Source organism: Pedobacter sp. L105, assembly GCF_009765875.1.
Classification (GTDB): Bacteria; Bacteroidota; Bacteroidia; order Sphingobacteriales; family Sphingobacteriaceae; genus Pedobacter.
The window spans coordinates 537,819-559,415 of the sequence record NZ_LMUP01000004.1 but is presented as its reverse complement, the minus strand read 5'-3'; the positions used below and the strand labels follow the sequence as shown (position 1 = coordinate 559,415).

Here is a 21,597-nt window from a genome sequence, read left to right as displayed (position 1 = left end):
TTACTGTTAGAAAACATGGTTTAGTAGTTTGTCCCTTAAGGGTGACGCTACGGGATTCGAACACAAAAACCGTCTCAAATTACAAAATAAGGCACATCAAAAATATGCTTAAAAACAAAAGTGCCTTTAAATATATTTAAAGGCACTTTCAATCTTTATGTGTCCCCGAAGGGATTCGAACCCCCATCGTTGGTACCGGAAACCAAAATTCTATCCATTGAACTACGGAGACAGTTCGGCGAAGATAGGAATTCAAATGCTGAATCCCATATTTAATCAATAAATTAAAAATTAGAAATATCCTGTGTTTGTTTAATGCTTACCCAGATTTCCCGTCAGTGAAAGGATTTCAAAAGTATAGGTAAGCTGTGATTTGTTTTTCTGAAAACACTGTAGTGCATCCCACAGGCTGTTAAACTTAGAGGGCTGTAAATGATTTCTCACATCCCTGCAGAAAGCCACCACACCATGATCTTTCCACTCATTGCTGCTGGAAGAGAGTTCTACAAATGGAACAGACTCTCCTTTAGATAAAAGCGTTATTTTAAAACTATCCAGAATATCGATTAGTAACCGGAAATTTGACTCGCTGTCCCGGTACAGATCGGGGTACAAGCCATCCAAATGAATATGATCGATATTTGCTTCCAGTGTCGTGACCTGCTGAATAAAGGCTAACCTTATTTTGTCTGCCGAAGGATCGGGGGTGGACAACTCTGTTTGCAGCAGCTTTACTGTTTGGAGTGCCTGTGCCATTGACTTTCTTGACTCCTCATTATCTGCTTTCAGATAATTCTTATGTGCCAATTGGAAGCGTTCAATGGCTTCTAAGCTTGACATCAATAATGATGGAGCGTTAAAATAATTTTTGATCAAAGGTTTCATAAATCATCTTTAGCGTGCAAAAACCGGCTAAATATTTAATATAACCGACAATGCAATGTTACCACTTTGTAAAAATAGTAATTTTGTTGAATCTCAAGCTTATTTTGCAAATTAATTTTAGAAATTCAGCTGATTGACTTCTTTGGCTTTTATTCTTTTTTTTGCTGTTGTCTGCCTATTTTCATCTTTAACTTTCTGGTCAGATAATGGTACATGACCATTTCGTGGATGCGCTGGTCGTCACTGAAAAGCCTGTTGGTGTGCATATGGAAAAGATCAGATAAAAGCGTGTTTTTTTCCTCTGGCAGACTGGCGTTTAAAACATTCAAAAAGCTTTGTGCAGTTTGGGAGAGTTTTTTTTTCTGCGATTTGTTCAAATGCATTCTGGCGCTATCAATGCTGAAATCTTTGTATACCTGGTTGATTTTTTTAAACCCTTCCGTAGAGATCTTCATTTCTTCAATAAAATAGCCGGCCATATTTTCTGCAAAAAACAGCTGTTCATGAATACTGTATCCGGCTGCTTCGCAAACGTTTTCCAGCAAGCTCAGGGAAAAGTTATACAGCCAGTTAACCGCAGCAGGTTTCCTGATCAGGTTAAGCACCAGTTTACTGTCTACACCAAAACATTTTTCTACCAATTCTATTCTTGAAGGTCCGTAGCGCTCATTTTCCCGGCGGTAAGTTTTAAGTTGCATATCGGCAATGATGCCGATCCTAACATAGGGTTCCAGCAGGGTGGAAAGACAGGAAATAAATGCGCTAATGTCTGTAATGCTTGTTAAGCGAAGTCTTAACCTGATATGGTAGGAAGGGTCGTTATAACGGATAAAAAACCAGTTTTTCAACTTTTTTCTTAGCGGAATAAGGTATTTTTCCAATAGATAAAGCAGGATAAAATCACTCTTTGAAGGATGGCAATAGATTTCAAAATAGAGCCACTCAGCTCCGGGTAAATAGGTATCCGTAACTTTTTTATGATCACTGCCCTTTAGGGGATAAGCCTGGTACAATTGATTCTCATGTTCCAGGTTCACAATAAATTCAGCTACATAACCTTGATGGTTTTCGTCATTTACCAAAGGACGATCAGGAATGAAGGCCTCTTCAATATACAGTCCAGTTTTATTTCTGCAGAATAACAGGAAAGAACGTAAATCTTCTTCCGCATCCGGATTAAAAATAAGTGTCTGATCTGCAAAACCACACTTGAAAAGCTTATTTAGTTGAATATCAATCAACCAGCGCTTTAAGGTAGAATAGGAGAGGTCTGTATTTGTTTCCATGCAGACAGCTTTTGGAACCAGCCATTTTTCTGCAGAGAGGACAACGTGTTTGTACTGTATTCTTTGATAATGTGAAAGGCCTGGAAACACATCTACTATGTTGATGCCTATGTTGGAATTTAGGTTCTGGTGCTGAAGATCTGAGAGAAAACGATAAATGGCCAGGTCAGACCTTGCATAATTGTATGCCGATGCTAATTTTGGAACCAGGCGTTTACCATATTTTACCGAATGGAGGATGATTTCGTCACCCTTCACACTCACCATTACATCATTTGGATCCAATACCTGCTCACTTTCCGGCCAGCTTAAAATGGGAAGTTCACAATTGTATATAGATTTTCTCCGGTTGATATTATCCGTATTCTTCTCAATCTGATAAGCGATATCAAAGAACATCACTCCCGGATTGGCATAACGTTCCAGGTCTGCATACTGTATTCCCATCTGTGTGATCTCATCACTAGCCATAGAAAACCTTCCTAAGAGAGAATTGGCTGTTGAGCCGCCAATCTGTTCAATGATCAGGTGCTCATCCGTGTATTGCAACATCACACTCATCGTATTGGCTACAGGGATTTTATTGAGGAGCGTACTGTCTTTAAAATCAATAAGCTGTACAATTTGATGCTGCACCATTTCATTTAAAATGAACTGATATAATGGAGAATATTTGAGGTTTCTAATGGCCGTTTCTGATTCCTTCCTGAATATTTTTAAATCTTGTACCAACTGATCTTCTTCTTTATCATGCGCCAGTGATTTGTAACCAATACCAATTTCCGGGTCCATAACAACCAATAAAGGGACTTCTTTATTGTCAAATCTTTTGATAAAGTTTTCCATGAAATCTTTTAATGCCGGATTACCGCTAACAAAGCTGTGTTTACACAGAAAATCTGTCACTTCGATTAATACCTGGAGATTTTTTTCAGACAAATGACCGTTTATCCTGCTGCGTTCGGCAATGATATAATCATTTTTCTTTTCGGCAGAGGGATAGGCGATCCTGCTGAAGTAGTCTGTGCCAATAATATTAGGTTGAAAATCAGTGAGCAGCAGCTGAAGGCCAATCAGCTGTTCCAGCAGGAAATTTGTAATAGCACGGCTTAATCTATAATTGTCCTGTAAGAAGGTCTGTAGCTCTTTTAAAGTACGTTTAGAAAGGCAAAAATCCAGGGTGGCCATTGTTGTATCTTCAATCTCTACAGCAGATAGTTCAAAAGATCCGTCAGCGATATTCACAAAACGTAATTCATCCCCGCAGCGGTAAGAAGTTGTATTCGAACGGAAGTAATTTGCGTGGAGGCTCAGCCATCTTGGGTCAAGGCTTACATTTTCTTTTTCCTGCCAGTTGGCGAAACGGTGTTCTATAGTTTTTTTTTGTAAAACGATAGGATCTGTATGGTTCTCCCTGCTCACAGGCACAAGAGTGAATGCTGCAAAATTACCATAAGGAGTAGCCCTGAACCTCGCCCGGTTAAAATACTTCCAGATGGTAAACCTGATTTTAGGTTCTGCAAGCTGCAGCTCTTCATAAGCTAAGTTTTTAATCACTTCAAAAAAGACGGGGGATGATTCATGAATGTACCCTTTAAGTTCATTCCATACTGTTTCCAGTTCTTCGTTAATAGAAAATATTGGCGTACGGCAAATGCCTTGCGCGGAGAGAGTTAACTTCATAAATCTATATTATGTGTAATAACATATATATTACTTAATAAAGATACTTTTTTAGCGTTAATGTTTAATTGTTATAGATATATTTTTATATCGACTTTAAATATATCTCCATCCTGACCGTAGTCGAAATGATACTTATCTTTATAAAACTGTTCCAGCCTTGAGCGCATATTGGTTAATCCTGTATGGTGACTTTTGATTTTGTTGTCCTGAGAGGGTAGGTTCCTGGTCTGCAATAACACATATTCCTGTGTAGCTTCTACATTAATTTCTGCCGGATGATTGCCGTCCAGTAGGTTGCCATGTTTAAAAACATTTTCTGCCAGCGTGAGCAATATAATGGGAATAATGGTGGCCTGGTCATTCTCCAGGTTTTGTTTGAATTTGATATTCAGTGTTCGGTTATAACGTAGCTGATTTAACCCAATGATATTTTCTACCTGGTCTATCTCTTTATTGAGTAATATAGATTGACTATTGTTATCGAGTGCGAAACTCATAATTGAGGATAATCTCATCACAGCTTCATCTGCTTCTTCAGGTTTTTTCTTAGCGGCGTATTTAATGAAACTTAAGGTGTTGAACAGCAGGTGAGGATTGATTTGGGCTCTCAGGAAATCCTGTTCTGCACGAAGGACTTCGTTTTGGAGTTTTTCATTTTCTATGGCTTGGGTAAGTGTTTTTTCTTTCTTACGGACGTAATTGATTAAAAAATAGTAACCTGTTCCATATAAAACGAAATATGTGCCTCTATAAATTGAGGTTGGTACGTATTGATAATTTAGTAATTTTTCTTGTGAAGAGTCGTGATACAGGTATTTATTTAAAAGGAAAGTTATGAATAAAGATATTATAGTATATACAAAAATTTCTAAAACTACGAAGAGAGGGATACGCCAAAGGTTAACTGTGAAGTTTGCGGACGAATAGTTAAGGAGAAACAAAGAGTGAAAATAAAAGATACTGATATTAATAATATAGAATAATAGATAATGTATGAATGGGCGAAATCCAGACATATATCCTACAATACTAACTTCATAAATAATGAAAACCATCCAACAAATAATGTGGATAAAAAGGGCTTTTTTGAGCTTTAAAGGGCCTTTGTATAATATTTTAACCATGTAATATAATAAAGGTGCGAGCCTTTTTTTTCTGGGATAACATTGGGCGTCATTTAAAAAACCATTGTTATGAAATTAACCAGAAAAAACCTCAAACTAACAAAGAAAACTCTGTTTTCTTTTGGGAAGAAATTAAATGTTCAAAGTTTTGTTCCAACAGGTGATCCCAGTGGTACAACAATTACAACTACGAACACAGGTCAATCACTATTCTAATTCTCCAGAAGTATTATGATTTTAAGGCCTCAAAGTGTGTTTCTTCAAAAACTCAAGAAACACACTTTTATACTTCTCCCCAACCTGATAACTCTGTCCATTGGCCAACCTCGCTATATTCCCATCTACGCGATCCAGATAATTCAATGAAATAATAATCGATTTATTAATCCTAAAAAATATATCTTTTGATTGCAGCATATCCTCCATTGCTTTAAGACCGATATAAGTGATTTCATGTCCTGTAGTGGTATGGATCATAATATAATTTAACATGGCTTCAATGTAAACGATATCACTATACTTTATTTTGATATAACTACTTTTCTGTCCGCCTTTAATAAACAAAAACTGATGTTCATCTTTTTGTAAACGGATAATGTCCTGAAACTTATTGGTCAGGTCTTCTATCTTTTGCCGGAAAGAAAGATAACTCACAGGTTTAAGCAGGTATCCGTCTGCTTTGGCTTCAAACGCTTCGGGGGCATACTCCCGATAAGCTGTTACATAAACCAGGAAATGGCAGTAATTATTCAGTATCTCTGCGGCATCAATTCCATTCAGTACAGACATGCTGATATCGGAAAATATAATGTCAGCATGACCAGTTTCCTGGAGATAAGCAATCGCCTGTTTGGCATCCGGAAAACTTTGCATCAGGGTTAGATGAGGTACCTGACCAATCAACTCTCCCAGCTCTTCAATAGCGTGCGGTTCATCATCGATTACAATACAGCTCATTGTCATACAGATATTCGTTAAATAAGAAAAAGTTTAATTTGGTGGTGTAAATATACAGCCATTATTGCAAAATGCAGATTTTTACCCTAAAAATTGCGTTTTCATATAATATTTTACCCCTTTCATATAAGGTTTTTTCACTCTCATGGGTTGTGTGATAACTTGATATCATTAAATAACCAAATATAAACCGATCATGCCATCATCAATATTCGCTTTTTGATAGCTCAACTGATGGCGGATCACCATGAAAAAAAACAATATATGCTTATGAAAAACAAGGGAAAAACAAAAAGGAAGCTATTAGATGCCGTTGGTGAAATTATTAAAAAGGAAGGATTTTCCTGCTTAGGTGTTAACAAAATAGCCAAGCTATCCGGTGTTTCAAAAATCCTGATTTATCGCTATTTTGGAAGTTTTGACCAGCTGATCAGAACATACATCATGGAAAAGGATTTTTGGATGAACTATTCAACTGAAGATCTGGATAAAGAATGTAACCTTTTTTCTATGCGTGATACGCTCAACAAATTACTCAGCGAGCAGTTTGTGCTGTTTTATAACCATTGTGAAATGCAGGCCATCCTGTTAGGCGAACTGTCAAACCATAATGAACTGGCCAAAACCATTTCTGATGACCGTATGCAAAACAGGTACCTGCATGCAGACAAAAAGAAGAACCCTGCGGTATATACTACTTATGTAGATGTTATTTCTACTTTGCTCGTGGCAGGCACAGACCATCTTATTTTTGGAGGTCAAAAAGTGAATGCCCTGGACATTGAGGATGATGATTCTGGCCGTAAGGAAGAGCTCCTGCAGTCTATTGAACAGATTGTTGACTGGACTTTTCAATAATCTTTTAAGCCGCTGAAATTCTCTTTTATTTTGTTCTTTATGTAATGCGTTTTCGGAAATAAAACATCACTTTTGCAATCTTGTAAAAGCAATTTATCGATGTAAAAATAAAAGCGTTATTTATGGAAGAAAAGGTTATTGAAGAGGTTATCGAATTAATTGAGCGTAACATTGAAGGCGAATTAAAAGATTATTTAGATGCACTCAATATCTCGGATGTAGAACATCTGATTGATGATCTTCCCCAATACGCTGTTACTTTTATCGATACCTTATCTGTAAAAAGAGCGGTTAATGTTTTCAGGATCCTGGATTTTCCAACCCAGGAAAAGATCATTAAAAAACTTCCCGGAGAAAAGCTTGCTGAGCTGATCAACCTGCTCCCTCCCGATGACAGGACCTCGCTGTTCTCGGAACTCAAAGGAGACGCTGTAAAAAAACTCATTATATTATTACCGGCAAAAGATAGGGTAGAAGCCCTGTCTTTGCTAGGTTATAAAGAAGATAGCGTTGGTCGTTTAATGACGCCAGATTATATCGCTGTTAAAAAAGACTGGACCGTTAAACACGTTCTGGATCATATCCGCCGTTACGGCAAAGACTCTGAAACGATTGATGTAATCTATGTCATAGACGAAAATGGCGTCTTGCTGGATGACATACGGATCAGGGAAATCCTGCTGGCCAATCCCGAAGTACCCATTGTTGAATTGACCGATAACAGGTCTATCGCACTCAATGCAAACGATCCGCAGGAAGAAGCGATCAATGTGTTCAGAATGAACAACAGGGTTGCCCTGCCGGTAACCGACGATAGTAATGTATTACTCGGTATTGTCACCGTAGATGATATTCTATGGATAGCCAATGAGGAATATACCGAGGATATGCATAAAATAGGGGGTACCCAGGCACTGGATGAACCCTATCTGGATATGCCCATCTTTGGCCTGTTTAAAAGACGTATCGGCTGGCTGGTGGTACTTTTTCTGGGAGAAATGCTAACTGCTACCGCAATGGCGCATTTTGAAGCAGATATTGCAAAAGCTGTGGTATTGGCAATGTTTGTCCCGCTGATTATTTCCAGTGGGGGTAACAGTGGTTCACAAGCTTCTACTTTAATTATACAGGCAATGGCACTGGGAGAAATTACTATAGGCGACTGGTGGCGGGTGATGCGCAGGGAATTGATCTCAGGTTTGCTGCTAGGCCTGGTGCTGGGCACCATTGGTTTCATCAGGATCTTTGCATGGACATTGTTTTCCAATATGTACGGCCCTCACTGGATGTTAATTGGCATTACCGTAGGCGTTGCATTGGTAGGCGTAGTTTTATGGGGTTCCCTTGCAGGTTCTATGCTGCCGTTATTGCTTAAAAAACTAGGTGCCGATCCGGCAACTTCATCGGCCCCTTTTGTGGCCACCCTGGTAGACGTAACAGGACTGATCATTTATTTTTCCGTAGCGGTGATGTTCCTTACGGGAGTGCTGCTGTAAAGGCTAAATTTTTATTATTCTAAATTTTGATAATACTATAATATTTTTTGATTTTTATAGGTAAAATATAACGCTATGTACAGAAGGATTGAAGATTTCACTAAGGAGTGGAAAGAGGAGCAAGGTTACACCGTAAAGATGTTTTCTATGGTCACTGAAGAAACCAAATCGATCAGGGTCAGTGAAAATGTCCGCAGTCTTGAACGTCTGGCATGGCATATTACACATACCTTAACTGAAATGGGTTCTGCCGCCGGATTGTTTGATCAGGATGCCCTTAAAGATGAACCCATTCCGTCAACCTTTGCCGAAATCATCCCTGTATACCAGAAATACGCAGAATTGCTGGGAAAAGCGGTGGTTAGCCGCTGGACTGATTCTTCACTCGAAGATATGCTGGATATGTACGGACAGCAATGGAAAAGAGGTAAACTATTGTCTATCCTTATCGGTCATGAATCTCATCACAGAAGCCAAATGAGCACTATTATGCGTGTAGTAGGTTTACCTGTTCCAGGTATCTACGGCCCTTCTAAAGAAGAGTGGGAATCAATGGGAATGGCTGCGATGGAATAAATCATCAGGATTTGGTTACTGGTACTGTTAATTCGATGTCTACATGATCTGGTGTGCCATTTCTGTCAATACCAAAATCTTTAGGGATCACTTTAAAAGTACCTTTAAATATGCCCTGCGTTTCTTTATCCTCAAAGGTAAAATGAATTGTAGCCGGTTTGGTCACACCCTTCATGGTCAGCTTACCAACGGCATCAAAAGCATCGGCATTTTTTGTTACTGATGTAGCTACAAATCGGATAGTTGCATATTTATCGGCCCCTAAAGCATCTTTAGCATGGTCGTTTTTTAAGAAAAACCCGGTTGCAACAGTGCCTGCGTCTATAGATGCAGCTATTTTTGCCTGTTCCGGATGTTTTTTGTCGAACTGTATATCAGCTTTCAAGCCCGAAAAGGTGCCGTTTATTCTTCCACTGGTAAATTTTACCTGTGATTCATTGTCTTTTATTTTCCAGTTACCTGTAAAAATAGCAAAAGCTGAGAGGCAGATGAGGGCTGTGATCAGTGCGGGAAATATGTTCTTTTTCATAACGTAGGATTTAGCAAACCTGACTTGGATAGCAGGTTCGCTTAGGTTACGAATGCCTGGGCAATAAGGTTGCCAAAGTGTAAGGTTGTTCAGGCGCTTTCCAATTGATCTCTTGTTTCAGCCGGGGGCTGTGAGAATGGAAATCACAACATGTGATATCCAATTATAGAGAGAACAAGTATAAGTCTTAATGTTTTTACAGGGCAAATATTAATATGAACTTCGGAATAGTTGCCTCTGAATATATTTCATCTGCTTATATAGCTAGTAAAAATGAGCTTGCCTTAAATGAAGTCTATCAAAGGTGGGACGGGCTTATCCCTGGACCTACTGATCCGGGGCTTTTTGTTTATTGCTCTTAAACGGAGAAGTAGTCTTAATCCTGCACACTTAAAAATAACCGCAAGGAACTTGAAATTAGTTTTAGTCAGAAATAGAATCGATGCACTTTATAAGAATTCAATTAGAAATAACGTATTTTTGTGCAGAGATCTTAAACGTATGAATCTGCTAGAAAAATATTAAAATGATATACAACTGCTTTGTATTAAATATAATGTGGATCAATTGTACGCATTTGGCTCAGTGCTCACTGATCAGTTTAAAGATTCTAGCGATATTGATCTAATTGTCAATTTTGATAAGATTAAAATTAATGACTACGCTAACAATTATTATAATCTGAAATTTTCTCTGGAGGATATCTTTAAACGGCCTGTTGATCTATTGGAGGAAAAGGCACTGAAAAATCCTTACTTTAAAAGGTCATTGGAAAAACAGCGAAAGTTAGTATATGGATGAAAAAATACAAGTTTGGCTTTATGACATGCTAAACGCAATTGTTGAAATTGAAAGTTTTTTTTGAAGAAGACACTGTTGAATTTGAAATATACGAACGGGATGGGAAAACAAAAAGAGCTGTGGAACGTAATATTGAGATCATTGGTGAAGCCATGAATCGTATACTTCAAGTCGAACCAGATATATCATTAAGCAATACAAGGCAAATGGTGAACACTCGTAATAGAATCATACACGGATATGATACGGTCTCCGATGAAATCATTTGGTCTATCTTTTTTTCAGCATCTTCCTCTTCTTAAGTCGGAAATTGAAGGTATATTAGGTGAATAATAATCAATTTAACCTAATTCATTTATGATTAAGGGCGAAATCTACACCGACGCTGTGCGTGATATCACCCTTAATCTTGAAGATACGACAACATAGATTGCGCTAAAAATGATCTTTCCGTAAATAAACCTTCATTTGTTAAATCATTTTTAGCATACCCAAATACGTTGTCTCTGAGACCAATTTCCCATCCGCGGAAATAAAAAATAACCAGCTAAAGATCTCGTGTCCCACCAATGACGGCTGACGTTTAACAGGATAAATATAACCAAGCGAACTCCTTTGCACATCATAACTTATTCTAAAATTTCCACGTGTTGCATTGTAAAAAATTACAACAGCCTCGTCATCCAGCTGAGTAGTTTTTTTAGGAAAAGGATTAAGCTCCCATTTTACTTTCAGATCTCCGTTTTCATCCTCGATAAATACGGCATTCCATCCTTTCTGTGTTGAATTAAGCGGACGGCTAAATTTTACCTTACTCAAATCTATACTAAAGTTAGGAAATGTACCTGTAACGGCATTCAGCATATGATAAGAAGTAGCAAAATTAAAAGCAGTCATGTTCTCTTTTTTCCGAAGCTGGTATCCTCTTTTTATAATATCATTCCCAGAAAATTCCAAAAACTGGCTGACTATCTTGAAAAGACCATTTTGCTGTGCCACCTTCTCGGGTACTTTTTTATTTTTTCTTGTTGATGGAACTTCTTTTATGATGTTTAGCCCTCTCCAGGTACTCAGTACCACTGTTCCTACTTTTCCGCTGATATCCCCAATAATAGGGGCTTTCGTTCTGATTCCCATAATTACCAGGTTAATTGTCCAAGATAAATACTATTTGATACGCTGCTGCGGTCATTGGCGATGAATGAAATATAGATTTCTGCTACATAACCATGTTCAACACCACTTAGTGCTAACAAATCTTTACCAATATATCTTTGTGCACCGCCTATATGGGATTCTCCTGAGTTTAACTCCGGGAAATAAGCCAACAACATGATCTGATCGCTATAATGTACAGCTTTAATATTGGTTTCAGGATTCCAGGTAAAGACGAACCCAAATTCATTTACTGTAACTGTTACATCTCTTGGTGCAGGCATTTCCCCTTTACTCACCAGTAATCTAGGGAAATCAATTTTGCGTTCAGGATATACGCCGGTTAATGCTGTTGCCCGCATATAACGTACCATAGAATTGTGCTGGTTCATCCTGTCCTTTTTTGCCTGAATTGCATAACCAGCTTTAGCGAAGTTTTCAATTGATTTGATGAATGCAGCGGTGATCGCCGTATCCATACATACCGATAGCTGACCTGGCGTAAGTGGCTTGTCGCTCTTTTTGTTTTTTTGCTTTGCTGTGGTTGGCGCGCCGTTGGGTTGCTGACTATAAGTAACGCCGCCTACTGTTCCTGAATAGCCCGTTGCCGGGCCGCTTACTACATTTGCCATTTTTTTGATAATTTAGGTTTATAATTAATTATTTGTTTATTTAACAATTCAATTACGCCTCTTTAAATTATCTGGTGATCATCTTAATGCGAATACCGGCAAATTATAATTCAGCGTAGGATTAATACATTCATAAATACAGTCGGATCTTTAATAAATAGTGTTCCAATAAAATTAAATATTATTTTAAATAAATACAATAATTGTTGAAAAATATAATTAAATTACATTCCTTGTCTCCTTTTTAATTCCATCCCCAAATACTTATTTACTTTTTGCCGGACCCTGGTCGGGAACGATTCGGAAACGGATGCAGAGAAAGTTTTCCAGAAGCTTTGATTTATTCCTGTTGAAGTCCTACCACCTGTACCCTAAATATACCCGAAAAGTACTCCAACTATACCCCATGTATACCCATAGGGGTATACATGGGGTATAGATGGAGTACGGATAAGGTACAGATGGGGTATACATGGTAGGGCTGCAATAAAGCTACATTTAGGCTTCAACAGGATTTTCTACAAACCCGTTTCCGAACCGTTTCCGAACCGTTTCCGACTGTAACCCGGGTGGTACCCAATTCATGTGCTTGAAATAAATGCAATTGATAAACGGATGTTATTTTTCAGCAGGGGATTGCTGTTCGAGCGCAAGATAGCGTTCTCATTATCAGATAACAAAACTATAATACGAATGTTTTTATCGTTTTCAAAAAACATTGAATAACTGCGGTTTACCAGATAGGCAAACCGCAGTTCAATATGAATTATACGTTGAAACGGAAGTGCATGATATCACCATCCTCTACCACATAGGTTTTACCTTCAACATTTAGTTTTCCTGCGTCTTTACAAGCGTTCTCAGAACCTAAAGTTACAAAGTCGATATACTTGATCACCTCTGCGCGGATAAATCCTTTTTCGAAGTCTGTATGGATCACACCGGCAGCCTGCGGAGCAGTAAAACCTTTGGTAATAGTCCATGACCTTACTTCCTGTACACCAGCAGTGAAATAGGTATACAAATCCAATAAGCGGTAGGCCGCAAGGATCAGTTTATTTACTCCCGATTCTTCCAGTCCAAGGTCAGATAAAAACTCCTGACGCTCTTCATAGCTTTCCAGTTCGGCAATTTCAGATTCTATTTTAGCAGAGATAATTAACACTTCTGCATTTTCACCTTTTACGGCCTCTTTAACTTTGTCAACGTAGGCATTACCGTTAATCACGGAATTCTCATCTACATTACATACATACATTACTGGTTTCTGTGTTAAAAGTCCCAGTCCTTCAATAAACTCGAAGTCTTCTTGTTCCAGTGCTGCAGAACGTACCGATTTTCCGCTTTCCAGGTGAGGTTTGATCACACTCAGAATTTCGAAAGTCCGTTTTGCTTCTTTATCTGTTTTAGCCAGTTTCTCTACTTTCTGAATGCGTTTTTCAACCGTATCCAGATCTTTCAGCTGTAATTCTGTATCGATGATCTCTTTATCGCGGATAGGATCAACAGAACCGTCTACGTGGATCACATTGCCGTCGTCAAAACAACGCAGTACATGAATGATAGCATTGGTAGCTCTGATGTTTCCCAGGAACTGGTTGCCCAGTCCTTCACCTTTTGATGCGCCTTTTACCAAACCGGCAATATCAACGATCTCAATCGTATTCGGTACTACACGGTTAGGCTTTACCAGCTCAGCAAGCTTGTTCAGTCTTTCGTCAGGTACGGTAATTACACCGATATTAGGTTCAATCGTGCAAAAAGGAAAATTAGCTGCCTGAGCTTTTGCGTTTGATAAACAGTTAAATAAGGTAGATTTTCCAACATTTGGTAAACCAACTATACCACATTGTAATGCCATGAATGATTATTTTCTTTATTTGCCGCAAAGGTATCAAATTTTTTAAATCATGGAGGGAATAAACTTGCGCTTCAGCCAAATATTCTTTATGTTTAAAAACTAAAAAAATAATTTTAACAGCACAATATCATGGACGACTTTGAAGAAATAAAACCGGATTTTCAGCAGGAAGAAGAAGAGGTGGAAGCCTTATATATTTCTGAAGATGTGCGCAGTTATCTCTATGAGACAGCTAAATGGACCAAGTTTTTGTCTATTGTAGGGTTTATATTTTCTGCCTTAACCGCTTTAACAGCGTTTGGTGCTAATGCTTTTTTAAGCACTATCGCTGCGGCAAGTCCTGATAGCCCTTTGTTAAAAGTTGGTGCAGCAGGCATTACCATTGTTTATTTATTGCTGGCCGTGATACAATTTTACCCGAGTTTTCAGTTGTATAAATTTTCTACAGCCGCTAACCAGGCCATCTTATTTGGAGAACAGGCAACTTTAAGCGAAGCCATGAGCAAGTTAAAGTCTTTCTTTAAATTCTGGGGCATCTTAACGATAGCTTTTATCGCTTTCTACTTAATGATGATGATTTTTGTAGTAGTCGCAGGAGTAGCTGTAGCAGGACACGGGGCAGCATAAGCTACCCCGCTATGATATTAAAATGAACGTTTAGGACTTTCTATCTGGTCTTTAAACGTATTGATTTCTTTGCTTAGGAGCAATTCAAAATAAGGTGTTAATAACCTGCCTACACCAATGCCCAAACCGCCGGCAGGTGGATGGTAGGAAAGCACAATTTTGAGTGTTGTACCCCGGCCATCGGCAGTTTCATCAAATTCTACCCTTCCTGTATGTTTAATCGCAGAATCTGAAGTAGCACTCCAGCCAATTAAATGTCCGGGTTCATCTTTTACAATTTCTGCTTTCCAGTCTATTGGGAGCAGGTTGCCCAGTACCTTTGTTTTCCAGTGTGACAAATGCTCGTCGATCATCTTCACATCCAGCAGGCGGTTAAGACTTACCGGAAGGTTATTCAGGTTTCGCCAATAGCTGTATACTTCTTTCGCAGGCCTATCAATGATATATTCACCGCGGATATTAATAGCCTGTGCTTTTTTACTGTCTATACCCAGCTGGTCATAAACCAAACAATGCCCGGTAAAACCTCTGTAGGTTAAATATGCCCCATATAGGAAACGGGGTTTTAAAGGATTCTGAAATTTGCTCATCAGTACTGCTCCGGCAAAGACGGAAACAAAACGTTCTGTCAGGCCTACATTCTCTATATGCTCTTTTTCTATAGAGAACTTACCGGAGCGTAATTTCATATGTGTTTCAGGTGCTTCCATTATTGCTGTTCTTGTTCAATTTCGTGGCCAATTGCATCTACCTCTTCCTGGCTCAGTTCACCCCAAAGCTGGTCCCACTTGCCATTGTCAAATCTTACCTGGGTAATCTGGTCATCGCCCACCTTGCAGATAAAATATTCTACGCCATCGCTCGTTTCATCAGGCTGTACAGTGATATTTTTGTTTTCTCCATCCAGCTGAACGCTGATGTCAAATCCCGGGTTGTTTTCTTCTAAATCTGCCATGTTTTCTAGGTTTATAAATAGGTAACAGCTCAAAAGGCAGAGTGTTTTAGCTTATCGCCAATTGATGTCTAAATCCCTGAATTTAAGGTTTTGTTTAAAGCTTAAAATTGGCCAAAGCTGCCTTTGTAGGGATAATTATGATTTCAATATTGTAAGGTTCAGTAATTGATGCTGTATATTATCTGCATTTTTATTATTTTTGCTCTTAATATACAGCGCCATGAAAAGCAAAAAACATATCATTTTTCCTAAGCATCAGAAAATCCTGGATGTTTTAGGAGAGAACATCAGGCTGGCAAGAAAAAGAAGGAAGTTTACTGCTTTACAGGTTTCAGAGCGTGCAGGTATAGACAGAGGTACCCTCTCGAACATTGAGAAGGGTAGCCCCAGCGTATCCCTGGGGGCATATTTCAATGTGCTCAGGGTATTGAACCTTCAGGATGATGTGTATAAAATAGCGGCAGATGATCTATTTGGTAGGAAACTTCAGGATCTTAAGTTATTGGGTAAATAAGTGATGGCAGCGGATAAAACGGACATCTGGGTATATGCGCATTGGGTTGGAATGGAGCTGCCTAAAATCATAGGAATTCTTTCTGCCCATCATGGCAAAGGAAGAAAAACGTTCAGCTTTGAATATAGTGCCGAGTGGATTGATAGTGAGGAACAGTTTTTACTGGATCCGGATATTGAGTGGTATTCTGGAATCCAGTTTCCAAATGGCAAAGAAAATTTTGACGTGTTCATAGATTCAATGCCTGATACATGGGGCCGCACATTGATGAAAAGACAGGCCGCACAACGGGCTGCAGAGCGTGGGACAGTTTCTCCGAATTTGTATGAGCTCAATTTTTTATTGGGTGTAAATGATGAAGGAAGAATGGGCGCTTTACGTTTTAAGCTTGATCCTGAAGAACCTTTTTTGAATAATGAACCTGATCATCGTACTCCTCCCTGGACAAGTATCCGGGAGCTGCAGCATGCTGCAAAAATGCTGGAAAACAATTCGGGCAGCAAAGATTCAGAAAAATGGCTTAACCTGTTGTTATCTCCGGGCTCCTCGTTGGGAGGAGCGAGGTCTAAGGCTAATATCCTGGATCATAACGGAGAGCTGTGGATCGCCAAGTTTCCCTCTAAAAATGATACGATCAATAAAGCTGCATGGGAATATCTTGCTTATGAACTTGCCTTGAAAACCGGTATAGAAATGTCGGAATGCCGGATAGAAAAAATCCACGGGCCGCATGATACTTTTTTCACCAGAAGGTTTGATCGTAAAAGTAAAGAACGTATACATTTTTCTTCTGCTATGACCATGACAGGTCATAATGAAGATACGATCAAAGAAGAAAATGTAGGTTATCTGGATCTGGCAGAGTTTATACAGTTTAGAGGAGCTGCTATAGAAAAAGATTTACATCAGCTCTGGCGAAGGATTATATTTAATATATCGATATCCAATACAGATGATCACCTGCGCAATCATGGATTTTTATTGAGCGATAAGGGGTGGGTATTATCACCCGCATTTGACATCAATCCTTCTATTGATAAAAATGGTCTTGCTTTAAATATAGATGCCAATAATAATGCACTGAGTTATGATTTGGCAAAAAGTGTTGGAGAATATTTTAAGCTTGATGACAAGCAAATGGACAAGATTATTGAAGAGGTCCGGTCGGCCGTGAATAGCTGGGAAAAAGTGGCCAAAAGGATTGGTATCCCTAGGGCTGAAAGGGAATTAATGGCCGGAGCTTTTAAATAAAAAAGGGGCTCCAATTCGCGGAGCCCCTTTTAGTGCCTGACCATTGTGCTTCAAAGATCTGCCAATCCTTTTGCACGGGTGCAAACACAACCCTAACCAACTGAAAGCTATTAGACGTTTCCAGTTTCTCTTGACAGATCTCTTGTATCAACAATATGATCTGCTTTTTTACGATATGCCCAGTAAAATACAATGGGATAAACAAAAAGACTAAATATGGTATTGGTGATCAGTCCCCCGATCACTACGATAGCCAGTGGTTTTGATGCTTCAGAACCGATACCGGTTGATAAAGCTGCTGGCATTAAACCGATTGCAGCCATCATTGCGGTCATGATTACAGGACGCAGACGGGTAGCGATACCATCCCTCAGCGCATCTATAAATGTCCAGCTTGGATGAAACTTCAGGTCGGCAATATTGGTTTTAAACCTGGTTAACAGGATTACCCCGTTCTGCACGCAGATACCGAATAAGGCAATGAAACCGATACCTGCCGAGATGTTGAAGTTAACCCCTGAGATCAGTAAGGCTAAAATACCGCCCACCATTGCAAAAGGAACATTATTCAATACCAGCAGTGAATCTTTGATGTTTCCGAACAGTACAAAAAGGATAAAGAAGATCAGCAATAAACTGATCGGCACTGCCTGTGATAACCTGGCTGTTGCCCTTTGCTGATTCTCGAAATCTCCTGCCCATTGTAATTTATAAGCTTTAGGTAATTTGATCGCAGCATTTACTTTAGCCTGTGCTTCAGCAATGGTACTACCCATATCCCTTCCCCTGATGGAGAACTTGATAGCTCCATAACGTTTATGTGCATCGCGGTAAATGATACTCGGACCGGTTACTTTTTTGATCGTCGAGATTTCGCTTAACGGAACCTTGGCACCAGAAATACTTTGTATCCTCAGTGCACCTATAGATTCTTCACTTTGTCTGAAAGAATCCGGATACCTGATCCTCAGGTCGAACTTACGTTCACCTTCAAAGATCTGGGTAGCGGCCTTTCCACCGATAGCCATCTCAATCACTGCATTGGCGTCGTCAGTTCTTACACCGTAGAGTGCCATTTTAGTCTGATCAAGATCGATCTGTAGTTCCGGCTGACCTAAGTTGCGCAGGATACCTAAATCTTCGATACCGTTTACTGTTTTCAGGATGTTCTGGATTTTCTCTTCCTCCTTCTCGATATAATCATAGTTGTCTCCAAACATCTTCACCACGATAGATCCTTTCACCCCTGATACGGCTTCTTCCACGTTATCCGAGATCGGCTGGGAGAAGTTTAAGCTCACACCCGGAAAACCTTTCAGTTTATCCTGCATGCGGTCTATCAGTTGTTCTTTGGTTTCCTTACGTTTCCACTCATCTTTTGGATAAATGTCTACCAGGAACTCCATATTGTAAAAACCTGTGGCATCTGTTCCATCATTCGGTCTTCCTGTTTGTGAAACTACCTGTTTCACCTCATCAAAATGAAGGAAGATCTTCCGCATCTCATTGGATACCTTTTTGGTTTCATCCAGTGAAATACTCAAAGGTGCACTTGCCCTTACATAGATAGACCCTTCATCCAGTGAGGGCAGGAATTCTGTTCCGAGGAACTTAAAGCTGAATAAACCTACTATCAGGATAACCATGGCGGAAATAAACACCACCTGACGTGCTTTGAAAGCACCGTTATAAATTTTAAGCGTTCCGTTGGTAATAGCCCTCAGGAAGAAATTATGTTTTTCTTTTACATCCTTTTTCAACAATACACTTGCCAGGGCAGGTACCAGTGTAAAAGTAAGGATCAGGGCACCCAGTAAGGCAAAACTCAAGGTCCAGGCCAAGGGCGAGAACATTTTACCTTCTACCTTTTCAAAAGTGAAAATTGGCAGTAAACCAGTTACAATGATCAGTTTGGCGAAAAAGATACCTTTACCGTTTTCCATGCAGGCACGTTTAATAATACCGAGTTTACTCAGTTTATTAAATTTCTCCATTCCGTCCTGTTCGGCACGATGGTCGAGGGCTACAAAGATACCCTCTACCATCACCACGGCCCCGTCTATGATGATACCAAAGTCAATCGCCCCCATCGATAATAAGTTGGCAGACATTCCCTTTAATTTCAAACAGATAAAGGCGAAGAGCAGTGCCAGCGGGATAATGATGGAAACAATAACAGTAGTTCTCCAGTCGGCCATAAACAGGAATACAATCACCGTAACGAAGATAATCCCCTCCATCATGTTATGCATTACTGTATGGATAGCAAAGTTTACCAGGTTCTCCCTGTCATAGAAAGTACTGATCTTTGTATCTGAAGGCAGGATATTGTCATTGATATCCGCAATTTTTTCTTTTAGTCGTTTCAGTACTTCACTCGGGTTTTCACCTTTGCGCATCACCACGATGCCCTCAACTACGTCGGGGTCATTATCGCGGCCCACCTGTCCCAGGCGGGGCAGTGCACTTTCGGTTACGTCGCCAATGGTTTTAACAAAGATCGGGGTTCCGTTAACATTGTCTACAATCACATTTTTGATCTCGTCGATATTGTTCAATACACCGATACCACGTACCACATAAGCTTGTCCGCCTTGTACAATAACATCACCGCCTACGTTGATATTACTTTTAGAAACGGCATCGAAAATCTGCGTAGCGGTAACACCGTATTGGATAGATTTCTGCGGGTCTACAGTAATCTGGTAGGTTTTTACTTCCCCTCCAAAACTCACTACATCGGCTATGCCGGGTACAGAAAGCAATTCGCGCTGTACTACCCAGTCTTGCAGGGTTTTTAATTCCCTTACAGATTTTTTATCACTTTTCAATGTATAACGGAAAATCTCTCCCGTTGGTCCGTATGGAGGTTCAACTCCCGGATTTACACCTGCCGGCAGATCTGCATCGCCGATATGGTTGTTTACCTGTACCCTTGCAAAGGCATAATCTACATCGTCTTCAAAGGTGATCTTAACAATGGATAAACCGAATAGGGAAGAAGAACGGATACTGGTTCTTTTCTCGGTAGGGTTCATCGCTATTTCGAGCGGTCTGGTTACAAATCGTTCTACTTCCTCGGCACTACGTCCCGGCCATTGGGTAATGATCGTGATGTTGGTATTGGTTACATCGGGAAATGCTTCAATGGTGGTATTCTTGAAGCTGAGGTAGCCTGCCAGGATCATAATGAGCGTGGCAAAGAATATGAAGTATTTATTTTTTAAGGCAAAACCTATGATCGTCTTAATGAATTTATTCATTATAATGGGTTTAATCTGATGTCCTGAAAATTAGTCTTTAAGGCTTTCGTAAAGGAATACCTGTTTCGAAGCAACAATACGGTCGCCTGCTTTTAGTCCATTACTGATATAGGCTCTGTCACCAGACTTCCTTTCGATCGTTACTTCCTGTATCCGTACTTTTTTTACCGGATCAAGCAGCAGCACATAATTTTTATTTTCATCGAAAACAATATTATTGGCATTGATGGAAGGCAGGTCGTTAGACGATTTGGCAGCGATCTGTACCGTTGCCAGCATTCCTGGTTTTAACAGGTAACCCGGGTTGGCGATACTCACACGTGCATTCATCACCTTGCTGTCTGCATCAAGGATATTGTAGATCTTATCAATTTTACCGGTAAAGGTTTTATCAGGGTAAGAAAGGATAGAGATTTTTACTGCATCTCCCTGCTGAATGCTGGAGATATCTGATTCATAGATATTGATCACCGCCCATACGGTAGACAAATCAGCTACAGTAAACAAGCTCTGGCTGTTATCTGGTCTCAGCTGCATATTGCTGTTCACATTTTTCTCAATTACAAATCCCGAGATCGGTGTTTTCAGTGTATAACTTCCTGTAGTGCTTCCGCCGTTTAAGTTGAGCACTGCGGTAGTACGTTTATTTTCTGCTTCTTTTACCAGCAAATCATTTTTAGCAATTTCCAGGTCCCTTGCAGAAGACAAACCACTGTTATACATGTCCTGTGCTACTTTTAAAGCTCTGGTTGCATTTCTAAGGTCGGCAGAAGAACTGATGGCTTCTTTATCAAAATTGGCCATTTCGGCACTGCCCATCACGGCCAGTACCTGTCCTTTGGATACTTTATCGCCTAATTTTACAGGAACGCTGCGTACGTTTCCGCTCACCATAGGGAATATTCTTGCAGTGGCATCTTCATTAGGAGCTATCTTGGCAGAGAAGCTTAAATCGGTTTCACTATTTGGGTTTTTTACAGTATCAACTAATAGTCTTTTCAACAGGGAATCTGTAACGGCGAATTTTTCTTCTTTTGGCGCTTCTTTCGGGTGTTCTGAACAGCCCTGTAATAGGAAAACAGCCGTCAGGATGCTGAGCGTAAGCTTACTGAAGTTTTTGATTTGGGTTTGCATGTGTCTA

The 21,597-nt window shown here is 39.6% G+C and carries 20 protein-coding genes and 1 tRNA gene; 8 read left to right on the top strand and 13 right to left on the bottom strand.

Going from position 1 to position 21,597, the window contains the following annotated elements; all coding sequences use genetic code 11:
- Positions 1-160: 160 nt before the first annotated feature.
- The 5 genes from GSQ84_RS07575 to GSQ84_RS07555 all read right to left on the bottom strand — a co-directional run bounded on the left by GSQ84_RS07575 (position 161) and on the right by GSQ84_RS07555 (position 5,938).
- Positions 161-232 (bottom strand) — tRNA-Arg (locus GSQ84_RS07575).
- 80 nt (positions 233-312) lie between these two features.
- Positions 313-840, bottom strand: a complete 528-nt coding sequence (locus GSQ84_RS07570) for a hypothetical protein (protein WP_158796644.1) — start codon at positions 838-840, stop codon at positions 313-315.
- A gap of 194 nt (positions 841-1,034) precedes the next feature.
- The gene (locus GSQ84_RS07565) at positions 1,035-3,854 is read right to left on the bottom strand and encodes a lantibiotic dehydratase (RefSeq protein WP_158796643.1); all 2,820 of its coding nucleotides are present in this window, start codon (positions 3,852-3,854) and stop codon (positions 1,035-1,037) included.
- 71 nt (positions 3,855-3,925) lie between these two features.
- A complete protein-coding gene (locus tag GSQ84_RS07560) occupies positions 3,926-4,798 on the bottom strand; it encodes a sensor histidine kinase (protein ID WP_158796642.1) in 873 nt (290 codons plus the stop codon).
- Positions 4,799-5,218: 420 nt separating this feature from the next.
- A complete protein-coding gene (locus GSQ84_RS07555) occupies positions 5,219-5,938 on the bottom strand; it encodes a LytTR family DNA-binding domain-containing protein (RefSeq protein WP_158796641.1) in 720 nt (239 codons plus the stop codon).
- Between the two features lie 270 nt (positions 5,939-6,208).
- Here GSQ84_RS07555 and GSQ84_RS07550 point away from each other — a divergent pair, with 270 nt between their 5' ends.
- The 3 genes from GSQ84_RS07550 to GSQ84_RS07540 all read left to right on the top strand — a co-directional run bounded on the left by GSQ84_RS07550 (position 6,209) and on the right by GSQ84_RS07540 (position 8,868).
- Entirely contained in the window at positions 6,209-6,796 is a 588-nt protein-coding gene (locus tag GSQ84_RS07550; RefSeq protein ID WP_158796640.1) for a TetR/AcrR family transcriptional regulator, read from the top strand.
- A gap of 122 nt (positions 6,797-6,918) precedes the next feature.
- Positions 6,919-8,292 (top strand): magnesium transporter, encoded by a 1,374-nt coding sequence (gene mgtE / locus GSQ84_RS07545; RefSeq protein ID WP_158796639.1) that lies wholly within the window; start codon positions 6,919-6,921, stop codon positions 8,290-8,292.
- Between the two features lie 75 nt (positions 8,293-8,367).
- The gene (locus GSQ84_RS07540) at positions 8,368-8,868 is read left to right on the top strand and encodes a DinB family protein (RefSeq protein WP_158796638.1); all 501 of its coding nucleotides are present in this window, start codon (positions 8,368-8,370) and stop codon (positions 8,866-8,868) included.
- Positions 8,869-8,872: 4 nt separating this feature from the next.
- On the opposite strand, the gene GSQ84_RS07535 is transcribed toward GSQ84_RS07540, so the two are convergent.
- Complete coding sequence (locus GSQ84_RS07535; RefSeq protein ID WP_158796637.1) at positions 8,873-9,397, bottom strand: YceI family protein; 525 nt, start codon at positions 9,395-9,397, stop codon at positions 8,873-8,875.
- Between the two features lie 531 nt (positions 9,398-9,928).
- Here GSQ84_RS07535 and GSQ84_RS28350 point away from each other — a divergent pair.
- Complete coding sequence (locus tag GSQ84_RS28350) at positions 9,929-10,198, top strand: nucleotidyltransferase domain-containing protein (protein WP_174238649.1); 270 nt, start codon at positions 9,929-9,931, stop codon at positions 10,196-10,198.
- Positions 10,199-10,239: 41 nt separating this feature from the next.
- Positions 10,240-10,500, top strand: coding sequence for a DUF86 domain-containing protein (locus GSQ84_RS07525; RefSeq protein WP_216848891.1), 261 nt, complete (start codon positions 10,240-10,242; stop codon positions 10,498-10,500).
- A gap of 169 nt (positions 10,501-10,669) precedes the next feature.
- Here the strand turns inward: GSQ84_RS07525 and GSQ84_RS07520 are convergent, their stop codons facing one another.
- From GSQ84_RS07520 to ychF, 3 genes are all read right to left on the bottom strand, one after another.
- Positions 10,670-11,335, bottom strand: a complete 666-nt coding sequence (locus tag GSQ84_RS07520) for a DUF6266 family protein (protein ID WP_158796636.1) — start codon at positions 11,333-11,335, stop codon at positions 10,670-10,672.
- A gap of 2 nt (positions 11,336-11,337) precedes the next feature.
- Complete coding sequence (locus GSQ84_RS07515; RefSeq protein WP_158796635.1) at positions 11,338-11,985, bottom strand: DUF6266 family protein; 648 nt, start codon at positions 11,983-11,985, stop codon at positions 11,338-11,340.
- A gap of 766 nt (positions 11,986-12,751) precedes the next feature.
- Positions 12,752-13,846, bottom strand: coding sequence for a redox-regulated ATPase YchF (gene ychF, locus GSQ84_RS07510; protein WP_158796634.1), 1,095 nt, complete (start codon positions 13,844-13,846; stop codon positions 12,752-12,754).
- A gap of 129 nt (positions 13,847-13,975) precedes the next feature.
- On the opposite strand from ychF, the gene GSQ84_RS07505 reads away from it, so the two are divergent.
- Positions 13,976-14,473, top strand: coding sequence for a DUF5362 family protein (locus GSQ84_RS07505; protein ID WP_158796633.1), 498 nt, complete (start codon positions 13,976-13,978; stop codon positions 14,471-14,473).
- 17 nt (positions 14,474-14,490) lie between these two features.
- On the opposite strand, the gene GSQ84_RS07500 is transcribed toward GSQ84_RS07505, so the two are convergent.
- Positions 14,491-15,183, bottom strand: coding sequence for a YgaP-like transmembrane domain (locus tag GSQ84_RS07500; protein ID WP_158796632.1), 693 nt, complete (start codon positions 15,181-15,183; stop codon positions 14,491-14,493).
- Positions 15,183-15,428 (bottom strand): hypothetical protein, encoded by a 246-nt coding sequence (locus tag GSQ84_RS07495; RefSeq protein WP_158796631.1) that lies wholly within the window; start codon positions 15,426-15,428, stop codon positions 15,183-15,185. Before GSQ84_RS07495 ends, GSQ84_RS07500 begins: the two co-directional genes overlap by 1 nt.
- Before the next feature lie 220 nt (positions 15,429-15,648).
- Here GSQ84_RS07495 and GSQ84_RS07490 point away from each other — a divergent pair, with 220 nt between their 5' ends.
- The gene (locus GSQ84_RS07490; RefSeq protein WP_158796630.1) at positions 15,649-15,942 is read left to right on the top strand and encodes a helix-turn-helix domain-containing protein; all 294 of its coding nucleotides are present in this window, start codon (positions 15,649-15,651) and stop codon (positions 15,940-15,942) included.
- A gap of 3 nt (positions 15,943-15,945) precedes the next feature.
- A complete protein-coding gene (locus GSQ84_RS07485) occupies positions 15,946-17,193 on the top strand; it encodes a type II toxin-antitoxin system HipA family toxin (protein ID WP_158796629.1) in 1,248 nt (415 codons plus the stop codon).
- Between the two features lie 110 nt (positions 17,194-17,303).
- Here GSQ84_RS07485 and GSQ84_RS07480 read toward each other — a convergent pair whose 3' ends face one another.
- Positions 17,304-20,456 carry an efflux RND transporter permease subunit gene (locus tag GSQ84_RS07480; protein WP_158796628.1) on the bottom strand — a complete coding sequence of 1,051 codons (3,153 nt, stop codon included), beginning with the start codon at positions 20,454-20,456 and terminating at the stop codon, positions 17,304-17,306.
- Between the two features lie 30 nt (positions 20,457-20,486).
- Positions 20,487-21,590 (bottom strand): efflux RND transporter periplasmic adaptor subunit, encoded by a 1,104-nt coding sequence (locus GSQ84_RS07475; protein WP_158796627.1) that lies wholly within the window; start codon positions 21,588-21,590, stop codon positions 20,487-20,489.
- Positions 21,591-21,597 lie beyond the last annotated feature (7 nt).